Here is a 14,590-nt window from a genome sequence, read left to right on the forward strand (position 1 = left end):
GGGAAAATCATTGTCACACAAGCGGGTCCGGACGGCCTCAACCGTTCTGCAGGGAAGGGCCGCTTCGTCTCCGGTTCCGCGCCGTTCACCATCGCCTCCGGCCTGCCCGAGCCCGCCAGGGCGTGGTGACCGAACTGGACGGCCACGTCGTCGCCGACGAGGGCGTCCCGCTCCGCGACATCGCCGCCTCCAGTGCCCGCACCCGTGAGCTCCTCGGCTGGGAGCCGGTCCACCCGGGCCTGATCGAGGACCTCGACAGGGCCACTACTTCCAGTCCACTTGACCGCGAGGGCGTCGATATCGCGTCGGACGGCACGGGGCCCGCGGTCTCCGTGCTCGGTACAGGTCGCCCCGACTCGGCCGCTGCGGCGAGCGTTCAGATCCGCTGAGCGCGTCGAGGGACCCGTGGAGGGCAGGCGCCAGGCCGGCGAGTTTTCCGCTTTCTCCGTCGAGGACCCGTGCGCTATACGTCCGTCGGCGCGCTGACGATCCGGCGCACGATGAAGGCGGTCCCGGCCGTTGGGGCCGGGACCGCCTGGTATTCGCTCGCCTGTCGGCCGAGGGCGCCGGCAGGTCCGGAGCGGTATCCGAGTCGCCGTGAGGGGGGTCGAGCCTGAACGAAGCGGGCTGCCCGGACCCGAGCGGGTCGTCGTGCCATGCGCCGGTCGCGGTGACCGGTGATCCGGACTGGTTCAGCGTCACTGACCGGTCGTTGGCGACGGTGCATTCGCCGTCGGCCGACGGGTCGGCCGGTGCGGGCTACGAGCGGCCGCCGAACCACACGTCCGAGCAGGAGTAGAAGGTCTGGTCGAAGTGGCTGGCCTGCCAGACGACGTAGACCACGTGGTGCCCTGTCCTGCCGGGCGCGCTCACCGGGATGTCGACCGCCTGGCCCGGCTGGTAGACGCCCGTCTGGACGACGCGCTCGAGGTCGCCCCAGTCGAGCGCGTCGGTGGCGGCGTTGTATCCCTGGCGGGTCACGTACACCCAGTAGTAGTCGGCGCCGTGCCTCGCCTGGTCGTCGTAGTGGAGTGTGAAGTTGTTGCCGAGTGAGGTGGTGTGCCAGGCGCCCGGCTTGTCGAGCGAAGCGTATTCGGCGTTGCCCCCCGAGCAGAGCTGGTTGTCCGGGATGCGTTGTTCGTGCTGCCCCTGCATGCCCTCGCGGAGCAGGCTCATCCAGCTCCACATGGTGTTGGGGTTGGTCTGGAAGGCCTGGTAGCACATGGGGTCCTCGGTGGCCATGCCCGGATCCATGTGGTTGCTGCCCCAGCGTTCCCAGCAGCTGTACTGCCGCGCGGCCGGCGAGGTCGCCGTGCCGTGCGCCGAAGCGCTCTGGGCGGTGAAGAACAGCGCCGAAGCGCTGGCCATGACCACCGCCGCGAACGCGAGGAGGAGTCTTCTGATGCGATGCTTTCTCGATCTAACCATGGTATCGCTCCCATAAATGGAGACATTGACAAATGCAAATATATCTGACATATCCTCGCAATGTAAATACCTGTCAGGCCGGAAGTGGGAGCGATGACTCTCCGTTCGCACGTGACCGCCGCCGACGCCGCGGGACGCGGCGGCTCCTTCTCGACCGTGCGGCCATGGACGCCGCGGGCCGGGTGCAGTTGCCGTTTCGGGTGCCCCCGCCGGCCGCTCCCGCTAGGCTCACGGGCATGTCAGATCCCTCCCAATGTGCTTGAGGGTGCTGCGGGCGGCGCATCATTTCGCGACGGAAGGGTAACCGCGAGCGCATGACGTACATACCCGAAGGCGAACAGCGCCCGTCGACCGGCGGGGAGATCGACCCGCGCCTCGACGGCGGCGGCTGGCGCGCAGCGATGGACGACCGCACCGTCGAAGCGGTGGGCAAGCTGACCGAGGCGCTCGAGACCGTGGAGATCGCCAGGGGGCACCTGTACGCCTTCCACCAGCTCACCGGCTCCGCCGACTTCAAGGTCGAGGACGCCGTCGAGCTGCTGGAGGCCGCGGGGCACCCGGAACTGGCGCAGCGGATCGCACGCGAACTGCTCGGCCGCAACGTGCTCCCCGGACGATGGACCTTCCAGGTCGTCGAGGACTACGAGAACACCTACTACAACGTGTTCCGGGACATCGAGCGAGAGACGCGCAGGCTCACCGACGGCCTGCCGCACGTCCACGAGGCCGACCTGAAACGCCGCCGCCGCTCGGTGGGCGAACCGGGGCACGAGGTCGTGGCGAAGGAAGGCCTCATCGACCGATGAGCCGCAAGAAGGAAGCAGGGGACATGACCACGTACACGCACACCGCAGAGGCCGACGTCAACGCCGAGACGCTGTTCGGCTTCCTCGCCGACCCGCGGAACCTGCCGCGCTACTTTCCCCAGATGACGGCCGCCGAGCCCGAAGGCGGGGAGACGGTCCACGTCGAGGCGGACGTGCACGGGGAGCACGTCGAGGGCGAGGCCTGGCTCCACTCGGACGCCGCCGGGCGCCGGCTCGAGTGGGGCGCCCGGGGCCCCGACGACTACCACGGCGAGCTCCAGGTGGAGGAGGTCGATCCGGGCCACAGCCGCATCACCGTCAGCCTGCACAGCGTGCGCGACGCCGAGGAGGGCGAGGTGCAGCAGAGCCTCGAACAGGCGGTGGCCGCCATGGCCCAGGCGGCGACGGCGGACGACCGGCCGTGGGAGCCGGGCGGCGCTTCGACGCTCTGACCGGAGGCGACGGAACGACGGCCGGGCACGCCTTCCCGGGAGTGCCCGGCCTGCTCGGCTGTCCCGCCAGGCCGGCGCCGCCTGCGCGGCCGTGCCGGCGAGACTGCCCATGAACCGCCGGACCGGGAACCGCCATGCCGACGGCCTCGGGCGGACGCATAGCGGCCGGCACGAGGCCTTCTCGATCCCGAACGCGTCCCAGTCCCTGTGCCCGCCTTGGGCGGGGACATGCGAGCGCCCGGGTCGGTGAACGGGACGCCGGCGCTACAAGTCGACAACCGCCTCGATCGTCACCGCATCGGTCTCCACGCGCGCCCCCGCCTGGTCGAGAAGGCGGCGAGCGGCGGTGTTCTCGGGGGTGGTGGAGGCGAGCATCTGCGTGTACCCCCGCTCGCGGGCTATGACGGCGAGCGAGGTGAGGACTTCGCCGCCGATGCCGCGCCCACGGTGGGAGCGGCCCGGCCACAGGCCTATCTCGACGCCCTCGGGCTTCGGCTCCAGTCGGGCGGCACCGACGACTCGGCCATCGACTTGGACCGCATATGTCGTCTCCACCGGGTCGGTTGCGTCCAGCGACCGCGACCGGTGAAAGTCGAGGAAGGCCGTCCTGCGCCCGTCAGTCCAACCCGGAGGGGCTTCCACCGGGGGCATGACCTCCAGCGGATCGGCGTCGGCGACCGCGGCATCGAGGAGTGCCGGCAGGTTCCGGTGACTCAGTGCTCGCAGCCTCATCCTGGTCCTCTCTGCGCGATATCGCTGCCGGTGGCCTCTCGGCCGCGGGCGCCGACAGGCTGACACCGGGCCCCGAGCTGGTGCCTCCCGAAAACGGCGGCCCGCCGAGGCCGAGCCGCAGGCGACCGAAGCCGAGGACCGGCTCCCGCGGACGCTTCGAGGATCGGGCCCGACGCCGCGATCGCGCGGGTGGACGAGGACGGCCCCGCTCTGCGGCGGTCGAACTCAGGCCCGCGCCGCATTCGCGCGGATCGCGGCCTGGAGCCATTCGGCGGCACCGGGCCGCGTGTGCTCCTCGATCCCGGCCCGAAAGCGCGGATCTTCGACGTACAGCACGCTTTTCTGCACATGGAACCGGTGGTCCATCGGGTAGAACCAGCGGCTGATGTGGAGGCGCTGCGCCTCCGCGACGTCCATGGCCTCCTGGCTCGCGGGGTGGCATCCCGCGTCCATGAGCTCGGCGATGCGCTGCTCGATCGCCGCGTTGCCCGCGTTGATCTCCTCCCAGTCGCTCTTGCCGTACGTCGCTACACGCCGCGCCGACTCCGAGTAGGCGGGGCTGTCGCCCCATCGGGCCTCGACTTCGTCGAGGAGCTCGTCCTCCTGGTCGGCGAAGTCGCCCCAGACTTCGCGTTTCTCCTGCTCGGACAGGGGCGACTGCATGGTTCTCCTGCTCATGGAACGGACGCTACAAGGTGACGCAGCGTCAACGTCAAGTCGAAGAGCGAATCGCCCCGTGAAAACCGGCCTCGGTCGACCTCTTCCGGCGCGAGAGGTTCAGCCGGCGTCCCGCGTTCGCCGCGACGGTCGCGCGTCGGGGGCGGTCGCGTGGTGGTCGTCGATCGATTGCGCGATGTCGGCGAGGGCCTCGAGCTGCCGTTCGCTCAGGGCGTCGGCGAAGTGCCGCCCGACGGCGTCCCCGTGGATTCGAGCGGCCGCATGCAGGGCGCTCGTGCCGGCGGCGGTGAAGACGACGTCGTCTCCCCTGCCGTCCAGGTCGCAGGGCTCTCGGTCGATGAGCCCGCGGCGCTGCATCCGGCCGAGCTGCCTGGACAGCCGGCTGTGCGCCCATCCCATCCGGTCGGCCAAGGCGCCCACCCGGATGCACTGGTCCCCGAGGTCGTCCATCGCCGCGAGCACTTCGTAATCGGGCAGCGAGAGGTCGCATTCGCGTTCGAGGTCGCGGGCGACCGCGGCGTCCAGCACCTGACGCATCCTGCGGTACCGCGCCCAGGCGGTCGCGCCTCGGACCGGTCGGTCGGTGTCGGTCATGTCCCCAGCCTAGAGCAGTTGTTGACATGTAACCAATCTTGCCTTAGGTTGATTTCAGTTACATGTAACGAATACTTCGAGAAGGGAACCGGCCATGGCCTCCAATGAGAAGATCCACACCGTCGACGGCGTCGACCTGTGCACCGAGACGTTCGGCGATCCCCGCGAGCCGGCGGTCCTGCTCGTCCACGGCGCAGGGCACTCCATGACCGCCTGGCCGGAGGCGCTGTGCCGACGCATCGCCGCGGGGTCGCGGTTCGTCATCCGCTACGACGGCCGCGACGCCGGCCGCTCGACCGGTGACGAGGCGGGCGCCCCGGCGTACACGCTGCGGGATCTGGTGGACGACGCCGCCGGTCTGATCGACGTCCTGGGCCTGTCGGCCGTCCACGTCGTCGGCATGTCCCAGGGGGCGGCGGTCGCGCAACTGCTCGCGCTCGACCACCGCGCCGCAGTGGCGACCCTCACCCTCGCCTCAGGGACGCCGGGAGGCCCGGGCCACTCGTACCCGGACCTGCCGCCGCCGGCTCCTGAGATTCAAGCCCTCTTCACCGAAGACCCGCCTGAGGTCGACTGGTCGGACCGCGCTGCCGCCATAGAGGCCATCGTCGAAGGCGAACGCCCCTATGCGGCGCGGACGCGTCCGTTCGACGAGGCCGCGATGCGCGAGTCGGCAGGGCGCACGTTCGACCGCTCCGCCGACCTGGCGGCTCAGATGACCAATCCCTTCCTGCTGGATCCGGGGAAGCCGTGGCGCGACCGCCTGGGCGAGATCCAAGCGCCGACCTTGGTGCTGCACGGGACCGAAGACCCCATGTTCCCCTTCGGCCACGGTGAGGCCCTGGCCTCCGAGATCCCGGGCGCGCGGTTGATCGCGATGGAGCGGACCGGCCACGAGATCGTCCCGCCGCCGCTGTGGGACGACGTGGTCGCCGCGCTCCTCGCGCACACCGCCGAGCGGTGAACACCGCGGCACCGTCGCCGCTGAGGACCGGATGCCTTTCGCCCCCGCAGCCCGATGGCCGGCCTGAAGGGCGAGGCGACGGCGCCGTCGCCGGCCTCCCCGCTGCCGGCGACCCCCTTACAGCGGTCGCGGCGGGGACGGTTCGCCCGGTATCGGGCGCGTCGGGTCGGGCTCACCGGGTTCAGGGTATGGACGCATCGGGTCGGGCCGGTTCGGCTCCGGAATCGGCTGCATCGGGTCGGGCTCGTTGGGTCTGCGGACCGGCTGTACCGGGTCGGGCGCGTTCGGATCGCCCGGGTTGGGGCCGCCCAGCGCGCCGCCGTCATGAGTCGTGCGTCGATCAGACATGTCTCTCCCTCTGCTCGCGGATCAGGGGATACCCGGCCGGTGGCCGCCCATGCGGCAGGCGGCGGTTCGCCGATGGCCTTTCCGGCGTCCATCGACTCCGCCTGCACGGCGGAGGTACCCGCTTCCTGGGAGAACACCGATGCAAGGCACGGGGAACCCGGCCGGGGCTCCGTCAACCTGAGGCTGCGGGCCGAGCACGGCGGGAACTCCGGTGACGTCGAATGGCGTCGCGCCCCGCTCGATCCCGGTGCGGCGCGGTGCTACGCCGATCTCGACCACCGGCGCGGCGCCTTGCCGGTAGCGCCGTGATGGGGACGCGTCGGCCGCCGCACCGAAGGGCTGGTCCGCCGTGGGCGCCCTCCACGAGCAGACCTGACGACCGAAACGCCCTGCGACGCTCCGCCGATTCGCGAATCGGCCGGGCCCCCAACGGTTGTGACGTGGTGCATCATCGGCACCTCGGTGTTCACCAGGCTTGCCCGAGGGTTTTCTGCGGCGTAATGAGCCGGAGACACTGAGCGGTCAGAGTAGTCGGCGAGGCCCGGGAACCATCCGCGCCGCCGGACATCCATTCCGGCCGTTCTCGTCAACGCGGAACGGGCCTCACCGCCGCACCGGCGCGGCACGCATTCGCATCACCGCCCGGAAGGAACACCGATGGACCCTTACGCGTTCTTGGCCATTCAGTTCGTGAACTCCGAAGCACGGTCGGCCCTGCCCGACGCTCCGGTCGTTCCCGACCGTCCCACGCTGCTCAGCCGGATCGCGGGCGGCATCACCGCCGTTCGCGGCGGCTTCATCGCCCGCGACCTGCGGGCGTCCTCCGGAGCCGCGCTCCCGAAGCGGGCCGACGTCCGCCGAGCCGCCTGAACGACCGAATGAGACAGGCTCAGGGCCGGGAAGCGCGCGCTTCCCGGCCCTGAACCGTGCCCGCCCAGTCGTCCGGGGCGGCGACCCCGCCTCCACAGCGCCGCCGTCCCGGACTCCGACCGCCATGCCGTCGGCGCCGGTCGGGCCGGGGTCTCAGGCGACCTGCCTGCCTTCGATGTAAGCCCGCTCCACCGTCGAGTAGATGTCCAGCGGGTCTCCCGACCACACGCAGAGATCCGCGTCCTTGCCCGCTTCGAGCGAGCCGAGGCGGTCGTCGACGCCCATGATCTTCGCGGGGTTGATGGTCACCGACCGCAGCGCCGTGTCGCGGTCGAGGCCGGCCTTGACCGCCAGCATCACCTGGATGACGAGGTGCTCGATCGGGACCACCGGGTGGTCGGTCGTGATCGCCAGCGTCACGCCCGCGGCGGCGAGCTTCGCGGCGTTCTCCGGCCACCGGTTGACTGTCTCCACTTTGGAGCGCGAGCACAGCAGCGGCCCGAAGATCACCGGAATGCCCCGCTCGGCGATGACGTCGGCGAGCAGGTGCGCCTCGGTCCCGTGGTCGAGCACGAGGTCGTAGCCGAACTCCTCGGCCACGCGCATCGCCGTGGCGATGTCGTCGGCGCGGTGGCAGTGCTGCCGCCACGGGATCTCGCGGTCGAGGACCTTGCCCAGGACCTCGAGCTTCAGATCGCGGGCGGGCGCGTCGCCGGCGCGGTGGTTCTCGGCCTCCACGAACGCCTGCCGCAGCACCCCGGCCGTGCCGAGGCGCGTGGACGGGGTCTTCTTCTGCTCGCCGTAGACCCGCTTCGGGTTCTCGCCGAGCGCCGACTTCACGCCCGACGGCGAGCGCAGCACCATCTCGTCCACGTAGCGCCCGACGGTCTTGATCGCGACGGTCTCACCGCCGATCACGTTGCCCGAACCGGGGTTCACGTTCACGGCGAGCACGCCGCCCTGCAGGGCCTCGGCGAAGCCGCGCTCGGCCGGGTTGATGCCGTCCAGGGCCCGCACGTACGCGGTGTTGGGGTCGGTCATCTCGTTGGTGTCCTGCCCGGCCCAGCCCTCGGCGATCTCGTGGACGCCCAGGTGCGTGTGGGCGTCGATCAGGCCGGGCAGGATCCACTTGCCGGTCGCGTCGACGACGTCGACGCCGTCGGGGACGGGCAGGTCGGCGCCGCCGACGGCGCTGATGCGGCCGTCCTCGACGATGATCGTGCCGTTCTCGACGGGAGCTGCGGTGATGGGAACGATCTGGGCGCCGCGGAGCGCGAAGGACTCGGACATGGACCCGCTTTCAGGATCGACTGCTGCTTGCCGCACCATCCTGCCTCATCGACTAGCCGACCGGCTAGTGCTCGGTCGCTTGGGCGGCGTTCAACTCGACCAACGGATGATCTCCTTCGTCACCGTCTCCGGCGTCTCCTGCTGCGGGAAGTGCCCGATGCCGTCGAGGAGCTTCCACTCGTAGCGGCCGTGGATGTACCGGCCCGAGCCCTGCGCGGTGCGCGGCAGCACGCAGGAGTCGAGCGCGCCGTGCAGTTGGAGCGTCGGCACCGGCGTCGGGCGCTGCAGGAGCTTCACGAACCGCCGCCCGGCCAGCCCGACCGCGGTGCGGAACGGCCACCGGAACGCCTCCAGTGCGCAGAACGCGGCCTGCGGGATCTGGATGACGTCGCGGCACGCCCGCACGTACTCCTGGAAGTCCCGGGTGCCCCGCCAGCCCGGACCCGACCAGGCGTACATGAGGTCGGCGACTTTCCTCGCGTCCCAACTGGTCAGCTTGTGCTCGTAGCGGGGCATCTGGAAGGCGAACAGGTGCCGCGAGGCCGCCAGCTGGCCTTTCGGGTCGACCGCGAGCGCGGCGCGCTGGCGCAGCGGGTGGGCGGCGCCGAGGACGATCAGGGATCGGAACTGGCGGGGGTGGAACGCGGCGGCGGCGAAGCCGAGGATGCCGCCGAGGTCGTGGCCGACGACGGTGGCCTCGCGCTCGCCGAGGGCGCGCACGAGCCCGACGACGTCGGCGGCCATCGTGTAGGCGTCGTAGCCGCGCGGCGGCTTGTCGGAGGCGCCGTAGCCGCGCAGGTCGACGGCGACGACGCGGAAGCCGGCGTCGGCGAGGGCCGGGATCTGGTGGCGCCAGGCCCACCAGAACTCCGGGAAGCCGTGCAGCAGCAGGATGAGCGGGCCTTCGCCCGACTCCACGACGTGGAAGCGCGAGCCGTTGGCGTCGATGTGCCGGTGCGTCCAGGGGCCTTGCTTGATGGCGGCGCTGTCGGCGAAGGTCTTACGGATCACGGGCACAGCGTACGAGGTCACCGCCTGGCCACGGTGCGGCGGAGCCCGGGCCGGGCCGCCGGTCACCGCCGAGGCGCGCAGGGGAGTGGCGGCTGGGGTGGGTCTGGCCCACGAGGTCGGGAGTGTCGGGATTGGGCGCCCCCGAGGCGACTACGGCGCAGGGGCGCGACAGTCGAGGGCGGCCTGAGGCGGATGCCGGGCGGGAGCGATCCTCGACAAGCGTCGCGGTCGGAGATCGCGGGGAGCCCCGCCCCCCGCGGTCGGGCGCGGCGGCGTTGCGCGCCCCGGACACAAGGGTGCACGGCGGGGCCGACAATTCGTCGAGTGCGGGGTGCGGGGTGCGGGGTGCGGGGTGCGGGGTGCGGGGTGCGGGGTGCGGGACAGACGAGGGGCGCCGAGGCGGGTCGAACGACCCGCCTCGGCGCCCTTGCCGTCGTCTAGTCTTCCTTGCCGCTCTGCAGGCCGGTCTTGATGCGGCTCATGACCGTGCTGTCGGCGAGCGTGGTGACGTCGCCGATCTCGCGGTCTTCGGCGATGTCGCGCAGCAGCCGGCGCATGATCTTGCCCGAGCGGGTCTTGGGCAGCTCGGCCACCACGATCACCTGCCGCGGCTTCGCGATGGGCCCCAACGTGTTCGACACGTGAGCGCGCAGCTCCTTGAGGTGCTCCTCGCTCGACTCCATGCCGCCGCGCAGGATCACGAACGCCACGATCCCCTGCCCCGTCACCGGGTCCGACGCCCCCACGACCGCCGCCTCGGCCACGGTCTCGTGGCTCACCAGCGCGCTCTCGACCTCCGTGGTGGAGATGTTGTGCCCGCTCACGAGCATGATGTCGTCCACGCGGCCGAGCAGCCACAGGTCGCCGTCGTCGTCCTTCTTCGCGCCGTCCCCGGCGAAGTACATCTTGTCGAAGTGCGCCCAGTACGTGTCGAGGAACCGCTGGTCGTCGCCCCAGATGGTGCGCAGCATCGACGGCCACGGGTCGCGGATGACCAGGAACCCGCCGCCGCCGTCCGGCACCGACTCGCCCTGCTCGTCCACGACGTCGACCGTGATCCCCGGCAGCGGCCGCTGGGCCGAGCCCGGCTTGGTCGCAGTGACGCCCGGCAGCGGCGAGACCATGATCGCGCCGGTCTCCGTCTGCCACCACGTGTCGACGATCGGGCAGGTCCCGCCGCCGATGTGCTCGCGGTACCACATCCACGCCTCGGGGTTGATCGGCTCGCCGACCGACCCGAGGACCCGCAGGCTCGACAGGTCGAACTTGGCGGGGATGTCGTCGCCCCACTTCATGAACGTGCGGATCGCCGTCGGCGCGGTGTAGAGGATCGACACCCGGTACTTCTCGACGATCTCCCAGAAGCGCCCCGTGTGCGGCGTGTCCGGCGTGCCCTCGTACATGACCTGCGTGGCCCCGTTCGACATGGGGCCGTAGACGATGTAGGAGTGCCCGGTGACCCAGCCGATGTCGGCGGTGCACCAGTACACGTCGGACTCGGGCTTGAGGTCGAACACCGCGTGGTGCGTGTAGGACGCCTGCGTCAGGTACCCGCCGGAGGTGTGCAGGATGCCCTTGGGCCTCCCCGTGGTCCCCGAGGTGTACAGGATGAACAGCGGGTGCTCGGCGTCGAACGGCTGCGCCTCATGGACGTTCGAGGCGGTGCCGACCGTCTCCTCCCAGCGGACGTCCTTGTCGGTCCACTCGACCTCTTGACCGGTGCGGGTGACCACCAGGACCTTCTCGACCGACGGGCACCGCTCCAGCGCCGCGTCCACCGTCGCCTTGAGCGGCAACGGCCTGCCTTTGCGGAAGCCGCCGTCCGCGCAGATCACGAGCTTCGCGCCCGCGTCGTCGATGCGGCTCGACAGCGCGTCGACGCTGAAGCCGCCGAAGACCACCGAGTGGGGCGCGCCGATGCGCGCGCACGCCAGCATCGCCACCGCGGCCTCGGGGATCATCGGCATGTAGATGACCACCCGGTCGCCCGCCTCGACACCGAGGTCGGTGAGCGTGTTCGCGGCGCGCTTGACCTCGTCGAGCAGCTCGGCGTAGGTCACGGCCCGGCTGTCGCCCGGCTCGCCCTCGAAGTGGATCGCGACCCGGTCGCCGAGCCCGGCCTCCACGTGGCGGTCCAGGCAGTTCGCGGCGACGTTGAGCTCACCCCCGGTGAACCACTTCGCGAACGGCGGGTCGTCCCAGTCCAGGACCCGGTCCCAGTCCTTCGACCAGTCGAGCCTGCGGGCCTGCCGCTCCCAGAAGGCCAGCCGGTCTGCCGCGGCCTCCTCATAAGCGGCCGCGCCGACGTTCGCCGTCTCGGAGAACTCGGGGGAAGGCGGGAACGTCCGCTTCTCCGAGAGCAGATTGGCGAGAGTCTCTTGCGGGGTTGATGCCACGGGTATTCGCTCCTTACAGATCTACGCGCCGATGCGCGACTGTGAGGCGGGTCTATGTTCCGCAACACTACCGTGAAACGGGCCGCGCAAATACGGCCGGAGGCCGTGGCACCGGCATCTGGGAGCGCCCCTCGCCGAACGGCCCGCGGACGGTCGGCGGACGGCCGCCGAAAGGCAGATCGTTCATGTTTCGTTCGCTTCGGGGGCCCGGCTGAACCGTTTCGGGAGGTATCGTCGGACCGGTGCACGACCGCGAACTCCTATACGATTCTGTGACTGCCCTCTAGCCCGCCCGGTGCGCCGTATCAGTGCCCCACGCAAAAGGTAAGGTTCCGCCCGTGGATCCTCTCGCGCCTCTCCTCGAACTCTCCGAGGTTGCCGACGCCCTTGAGAACGCCAGAGCCAACGTGGACCGGATGCTCTGGCACGAGGCCCTCCGCAGCGGTGACGAACTCGTCGCGACGGAAGTGGCCCTGCACAGCGCGTCGGCGACATTGGCGCTGGACGGATACGACTGCGACGTCGAACGCCTGCGCGACAGGGACTTCGACGACCCCGTCGTCAGCGGCGTCCTCCGCGTCTCCGAAGCCCTGCCGGGCCTCGCCGCCGTCTGGGCGATCTCCCCGCGCTTCGTGCTCGCGAAGCTGCACCTCCTCGCCACCCGCGACTTCCGCGACGCCGGCAGCGGCTTCGAGCCCGGCCGCATCGAGGTGGACCAGTCCGGTTCGATGCGCATCAACGCGCTCTGCGCCCTGATCACCAACCCGACCAAGGAGATCCCGGCCGCGATGGCCGCCGCGGTCGTCCACGGCGAACTCCTCGCGGTGCAGCCGTTCCCGGTCGCCAACAACGTGATCGCCCGCGCCGCCGCCCGGCTCGCCCTCGCCAGCAAGGGACTCGACCCGAAGCTGCTCATCACCGTCGACGCCGGGCACCTCGAACGCCAGCCCGAGTACGTCGGCGCGCAGCGCGCCTGGTCCACCGGCACGCCCGACGGCGTGCGCTCGTGGCTCAAGCACTACGGCAAGGCCCTCGAAGCGGGCGCCGCCGAGACGCTCCAGATCTGTACCGAGCTGATGAAGGACGTCGGCTGAAGCGACGCCGCTAGAGCGCGCTCGCTCGCGGCCTCCGGCCGGTGAAGGCCCCGGCCGCGAGCGGGGTCAGGCGTCGTCGCCCGCGAGTTCGGCGCGCAGCCGCTGCTTCTCTTCCCTGCGGCGCTTGACGCCCTCGTCGACGTGGTCGATCATGGCCTCGCGCTGGCCCTTCAGCAGCACGAAACCGAGCAGCATCGAGCCGATGAGGCCGATCGCGAGCGCCAGCAGCGCGTTGATGAGGAACATCAGCGGCACCGCGACGGCGGCGAGCAGGCCCAGGCGGGCCAGGAAGTACTTGGCGACCGGGTTCACGCGGACCGCTCCTCTCCGAATGCTTTGATTCCTGCGTACCACAAGGCGCCGTAGACGAGCGCGGCCGCGAGGCCGCCCAGGCCGCCCGAGTACATCGGCAGCCACGTCGCGGGCGCGACGATCGTCACGGCCAGCCCGGCGGCCAGCCCGAGCAGGACCCCGACCGCCATGAGGCCCCAGCGGGCCGCGCCCGCGTAGCGCCGGAACTGCTCGGTGTACACCCACACGGTCGGCAGCGCCGCGATCCAGCCCGAGGTCTGCCCGAAGCCGCGCCCGCTCGGGATCACGAACACCAGGTCGATGACGACCAGGACCGCCGCGCCCATCACGAAGTAGGCCAGGACCGTGCCCATGAGCTGCCCGAAGTGCTCGACCTTGGGCTGCTGTTCGGCGGGGCTGCGCTCTACCACTGGGATGCCACCGCCATTAGAACTTCACCGACTGCGGCTCGGCCCGGCGCTCGCCGATCGGCTGGGGCCCTTCGTACTCGCGCACCACGTCGTAGCGGGTGTTGCGCTCGACGGGGCGGAACCCGGCGTCGCGGATGAGTTCGAGGAGGTCCTCGCGGGTCATCTTGTCGGGCGTGCCGTACTCGTCGGCGTCGTGGGTGATCTTGTACTCGACCACCGAGCCGTCCAGGTCGTCGGCGCCGAAGGAGAGCGACAGCTGCGCGACGTCCAGGCCGTGCATGACCCAGAAGCACTTCACGTGGTCGAAGTTGTCGAGCAGCAGCCGCGAGACCGCGAAGACCTTGAGCGACTCGGCCGGGCTCGCCATGGTGGTGCGGGCCTGCAGCTTGTTGCGGACCTTGCCGTCCTTGGAGTCGTGGAAGTCGTGCTGGTAGCGCAGCGGGATGAACACGGCGAACCCGCCGGTCTCGTCCTGGAGCTCGCGCAGGCGCAGCACGTGGTCGACGCGGTGGCGGGGCTCCTCGATGTGGCCGTAGAGCATCGTCGCCGGGGTGCGCAGGCCCTTCTGGTGGGCGAGGCGGTGGATCCTCGACCAGTCCTCCCAGTGGCAGTCGTGGTCGACGATGTGCTGGCGGATCTCCCAGTCGAAGATCTCCGCGCCGCCGCCGGTGAGCGATTCGAGGCCGGCCTCGATGAGCTCGTCGAGGATCTCGTCGGCGCCGAGGCCGGAGATCTTCTCGAACCACTGGACCTCGGTCGCGGTGAAGGCCTTGAGGTTGACCTCGGGCAGGGTCTCCTTGAGCGCCTTGAGGACCCGCGGGTAGTAGCGCCAGGGGAGCGTCGGGTGGAGGCCGTTGACGATGTGCAGCTCGGTGGGGGCGTCGCCCTTCATCTGCTCGGCGAGGGCCACGGCCTGCTCGACGCGCATCGTGTACGCGTCGGCCTCGCCGGGCTTGCGCTGGAAGGAGCAGTAGGCGCAGGAGGCGGAGCAGACGTTGGTGAGGTTGAGGTGCCGGTTGACGTTGAACATGGTCCGGTCGCCGTTCTTGGCGGTGCGGACCCCGTGCGCGAGGCGGCCGAGCCAGGCGAGGTCGTCGATCTCGTAGAGGCCCACGCCGTCCTCGAAGGTCAGCCGCTCGCCGGCCGCGAGCTTCTCTTCGATGCCGGCCTTGAACTCGGCGTTGTCGTCCATGGCGCTCCCAACT

Annotated in this window: 16 protein-coding genes; 6 read left to right on the forward strand and 10 right to left on the reverse strand. The window is 70.6% G+C overall.

Annotated elements, in window-relative coordinates; translation table 11 throughout:
- The first annotated feature begins 125 nt into the window (after positions 1 to 125).
- Positions 126 to 389, forward strand: coding sequence for a hypothetical protein (locus K3N28_RS06280; protein WP_228091632.1), 264 nt, complete (start codon positions 126 to 128; stop codon positions 387 to 389).
- 370 nt (positions 390 to 759) lie between these two features.
- Here the strand turns inward: K3N28_RS06280 and K3N28_RS06285 are convergent, their stop codons facing one another.
- Positions 760 to 1,428, reverse strand: coding sequence for a lytic polysaccharide monooxygenase (locus K3N28_RS06285; protein ID WP_228091633.1), 669 nt, complete (start codon positions 1,426 to 1,428; stop codon positions 760 to 762).
- A gap of 401 nt (positions 1,429 to 1,829) precedes the next feature.
- On the opposite strand from K3N28_RS06285, the gene K3N28_RS06290 reads away from it, so the two are divergent.
- Positions 1,830 to 2,234, forward strand: coding sequence for a hypothetical protein (locus K3N28_RS06290; RefSeq protein WP_374209711.1), 405 nt, complete (start codon positions 1,830 to 1,832; stop codon positions 2,232 to 2,234).
- Complete coding sequence (locus K3N28_RS06295) at positions 2,231 to 2,686, forward strand: SRPBCC family protein (RefSeq protein ID WP_228091635.1); 456 nt, start codon at positions 2,231 to 2,233, stop codon at positions 2,684 to 2,686. The genes K3N28_RS06290 and K3N28_RS06295 overlap by 4 nt, the downstream gene beginning before the upstream one ends.
- Before the next feature lie 264 nt (positions 2,687 to 2,950).
- Here the strand turns inward: K3N28_RS06295 and K3N28_RS06300 are convergent, their stop codons facing one another.
- The 3 genes from K3N28_RS06300 to K3N28_RS06310 form a co-directional block, all read right to left on the reverse strand.
- Positions 2,951 to 3,418, reverse strand: a complete 468-nt coding sequence (locus K3N28_RS06300) for a GNAT family N-acetyltransferase (protein ID WP_228091636.1) — start codon at positions 3,416 to 3,418, stop codon at positions 2,951 to 2,953.
- A gap of 225 nt (positions 3,419 to 3,643) precedes the next feature.
- Positions 3,644 to 4,096, reverse strand: a complete 453-nt coding sequence (locus tag K3N28_RS06305; RefSeq protein WP_228091637.1) for a TipAS antibiotic-recognition domain-containing protein — start codon at positions 4,094 to 4,096, stop codon at positions 3,644 to 3,646.
- A gap of 99 nt (positions 4,097 to 4,195) precedes the next feature.
- Positions 4,196 to 4,690 carry a MarR family winged helix-turn-helix transcriptional regulator gene (locus K3N28_RS06310; protein ID WP_228091638.1) on the reverse strand — a complete coding sequence of 165 codons (495 nt, stop codon included), beginning with the start codon at positions 4,688 to 4,690 and terminating at the stop codon, positions 4,196 to 4,198.
- A 94-nt stretch (positions 4,691 to 4,784) separates the two neighbouring features.
- Here K3N28_RS06310 and K3N28_RS06315 point away from each other — a divergent pair, with 94 nt between their 5' ends.
- Positions 4,785 to 5,654, forward strand: coding sequence for an alpha/beta fold hydrolase (locus K3N28_RS06315; RefSeq protein WP_228091639.1), 870 nt, complete (start codon positions 4,785 to 4,787; stop codon positions 5,652 to 5,654).
- Between the two features lie 1,005 nt (positions 5,655 to 6,659).
- On the forward strand, positions 6,660 to 6,872 hold the full coding sequence (locus tag K3N28_RS06320; protein ID WP_228091640.1) for a hypothetical protein: 213 nt from the start codon (positions 6,660 to 6,662) through the stop codon (positions 6,870 to 6,872).
- 153 nt (positions 6,873 to 7,025) lie between these two features.
- On the opposite strand, the gene K3N28_RS06325 is transcribed toward K3N28_RS06320, so the two are convergent.
- The 3 genes from K3N28_RS06325 to acs form a co-directional block, all read right to left on the reverse strand.
- Entirely contained in the window at positions 7,026 to 8,162 is a 1,137-nt protein-coding gene (locus K3N28_RS06325; protein WP_228091641.1) for an amidohydrolase, read from the reverse strand.
- 90 nt (positions 8,163 to 8,252) lie between these two features.
- On the reverse strand, positions 8,253 to 9,173 hold the full coding sequence (locus K3N28_RS06330; RefSeq protein WP_228091642.1) for an alpha/beta fold hydrolase: 921 nt from the start codon (positions 9,171 to 9,173) through the stop codon (positions 8,253 to 8,255).
- Between the two features lie 437 nt (positions 9,174 to 9,610).
- Positions 9,611 to 11,569 (reverse strand): acetate--CoA ligase, encoded by a 1,959-nt coding sequence (acs, locus tag K3N28_RS06335; RefSeq protein WP_228091643.1) that lies wholly within the window; start codon positions 11,567 to 11,569, stop codon positions 9,611 to 9,613.
- A 338-nt stretch (positions 11,570 to 11,907) separates the two neighbouring features.
- Between acs and K3N28_RS06340 the strand changes: the two genes are divergently transcribed.
- Positions 11,908 to 12,663, forward strand: a complete 756-nt coding sequence (locus K3N28_RS06340; protein WP_228091644.1) for an oxidoreductase — start codon at positions 11,908 to 11,910, stop codon at positions 12,661 to 12,663.
- A gap of 66 nt (positions 12,664 to 12,729) precedes the next feature.
- On the opposite strand, the gene K3N28_RS06345 is transcribed toward K3N28_RS06340, so the two are convergent.
- Genes K3N28_RS06345 through mqnE form a run of 3 tightly spaced genes read right to left on the reverse strand, consistent with a single transcriptional unit; the run spans position 12,730 to position 14,577 of the window.
- Complete coding sequence (locus tag K3N28_RS06345) at positions 12,730 to 12,975, reverse strand: DUF4229 domain-containing protein (protein ID WP_228091645.1); 246 nt, start codon at positions 12,973 to 12,975, stop codon at positions 12,730 to 12,732.
- Positions 12,972 to 13,385, reverse strand: a complete 414-nt coding sequence (locus tag K3N28_RS06350; RefSeq protein WP_228091646.1) for a hypothetical protein — start codon at positions 13,383 to 13,385, stop codon at positions 12,972 to 12,974. The genes K3N28_RS06345 and K3N28_RS06350 overlap by 4 nt, the downstream gene beginning before the upstream one ends.
- Before the next feature lie 16 nt (positions 13,386 to 13,401).
- Positions 13,402 to 14,577, reverse strand: coding sequence for an aminofutalosine synthase MqnE (gene mqnE, locus K3N28_RS06355; protein WP_228091647.1), 1,176 nt, complete (start codon positions 14,575 to 14,577; stop codon positions 13,402 to 13,404).
- Between the last annotated feature and the right edge of the window lie 13 nt (positions 14,578 to 14,590).

The sequence above is a fragment of the Glycomyces sp. TRM65418 genome, assembly GCF_019710475.1.
In the GTDB taxonomy this organism is placed as follows: domain Bacteria; phylum Actinomycetota; class Actinomycetes; order Mycobacteriales; family Micromonosporaceae; genus Glycomyces.

Excerpts from the sequence above, each read along its gene's own strand:
- K3N28_RS06290 (WP_374209711.1), top strand. The coding sequence starts at position 1,830 with ATGGACGACCGCACCGTCGAAGCGGTGGGCAAGCTGACCGAGGCGCTC.
- K3N28_RS06320 (WP_228091640.1), top strand. The coding sequence starts at position 6,660 with ATGGACCCTTACGCGTTCTTGGCCATTCAGTTCGTGAACTCCGAAGCA.
- mqnE (WP_228091647.1), bottom strand. The coding sequence starts at position 14,577 with ATGGACGACAACGCCGAGTTCAAGGCCGGCATCGAAGAGAAGCTCGCG.
- K3N28_RS06310 (WP_228091638.1), bottom strand. The coding sequence starts at position 4,690 with ATGACCGACACCGACCGACCGGTCCGAGGCGCGACCGCCTGGGCGCGG.
- K3N28_RS06300 (WP_228091636.1), bottom strand. The coding sequence starts at position 3,418 with ATGAGGCTGCGAGCACTGAGTCACCGGAACCTGCCGGCACTCCTCGAT.
- K3N28_RS06285 (WP_228091633.1), bottom strand. The coding sequence starts at position 1,428 with ATGGTTAGATCGAGAAAGCATCGCATCAGAAGACTCCTCCTCGCGTTC.
- K3N28_RS06325 (WP_228091641.1), bottom strand. The coding sequence starts at position 8,162 with ATGTCCGAGTCCTTCGCGCTCCGCGGCGCCCAGATCGTTCCCATCACC.
- K3N28_RS06295 (WP_228091635.1), top strand. The coding sequence starts at position 2,231 with ATGAGCCGCAAGAAGGAAGCAGGGGACATGACCACGTACACGCACACC.
- K3N28_RS06305 (WP_228091637.1), bottom strand. The coding sequence starts at position 4,096 with ATGAGCAGGAGAACCATGCAGTCGCCCCTGTCCGAGCAGGAGAAACGC.
- K3N28_RS06315 (WP_228091639.1), top strand. The coding sequence starts at position 4,785 with ATGGCCTCCAATGAGAAGATCCACACCGTCGACGGCGTCGACCTGTGC.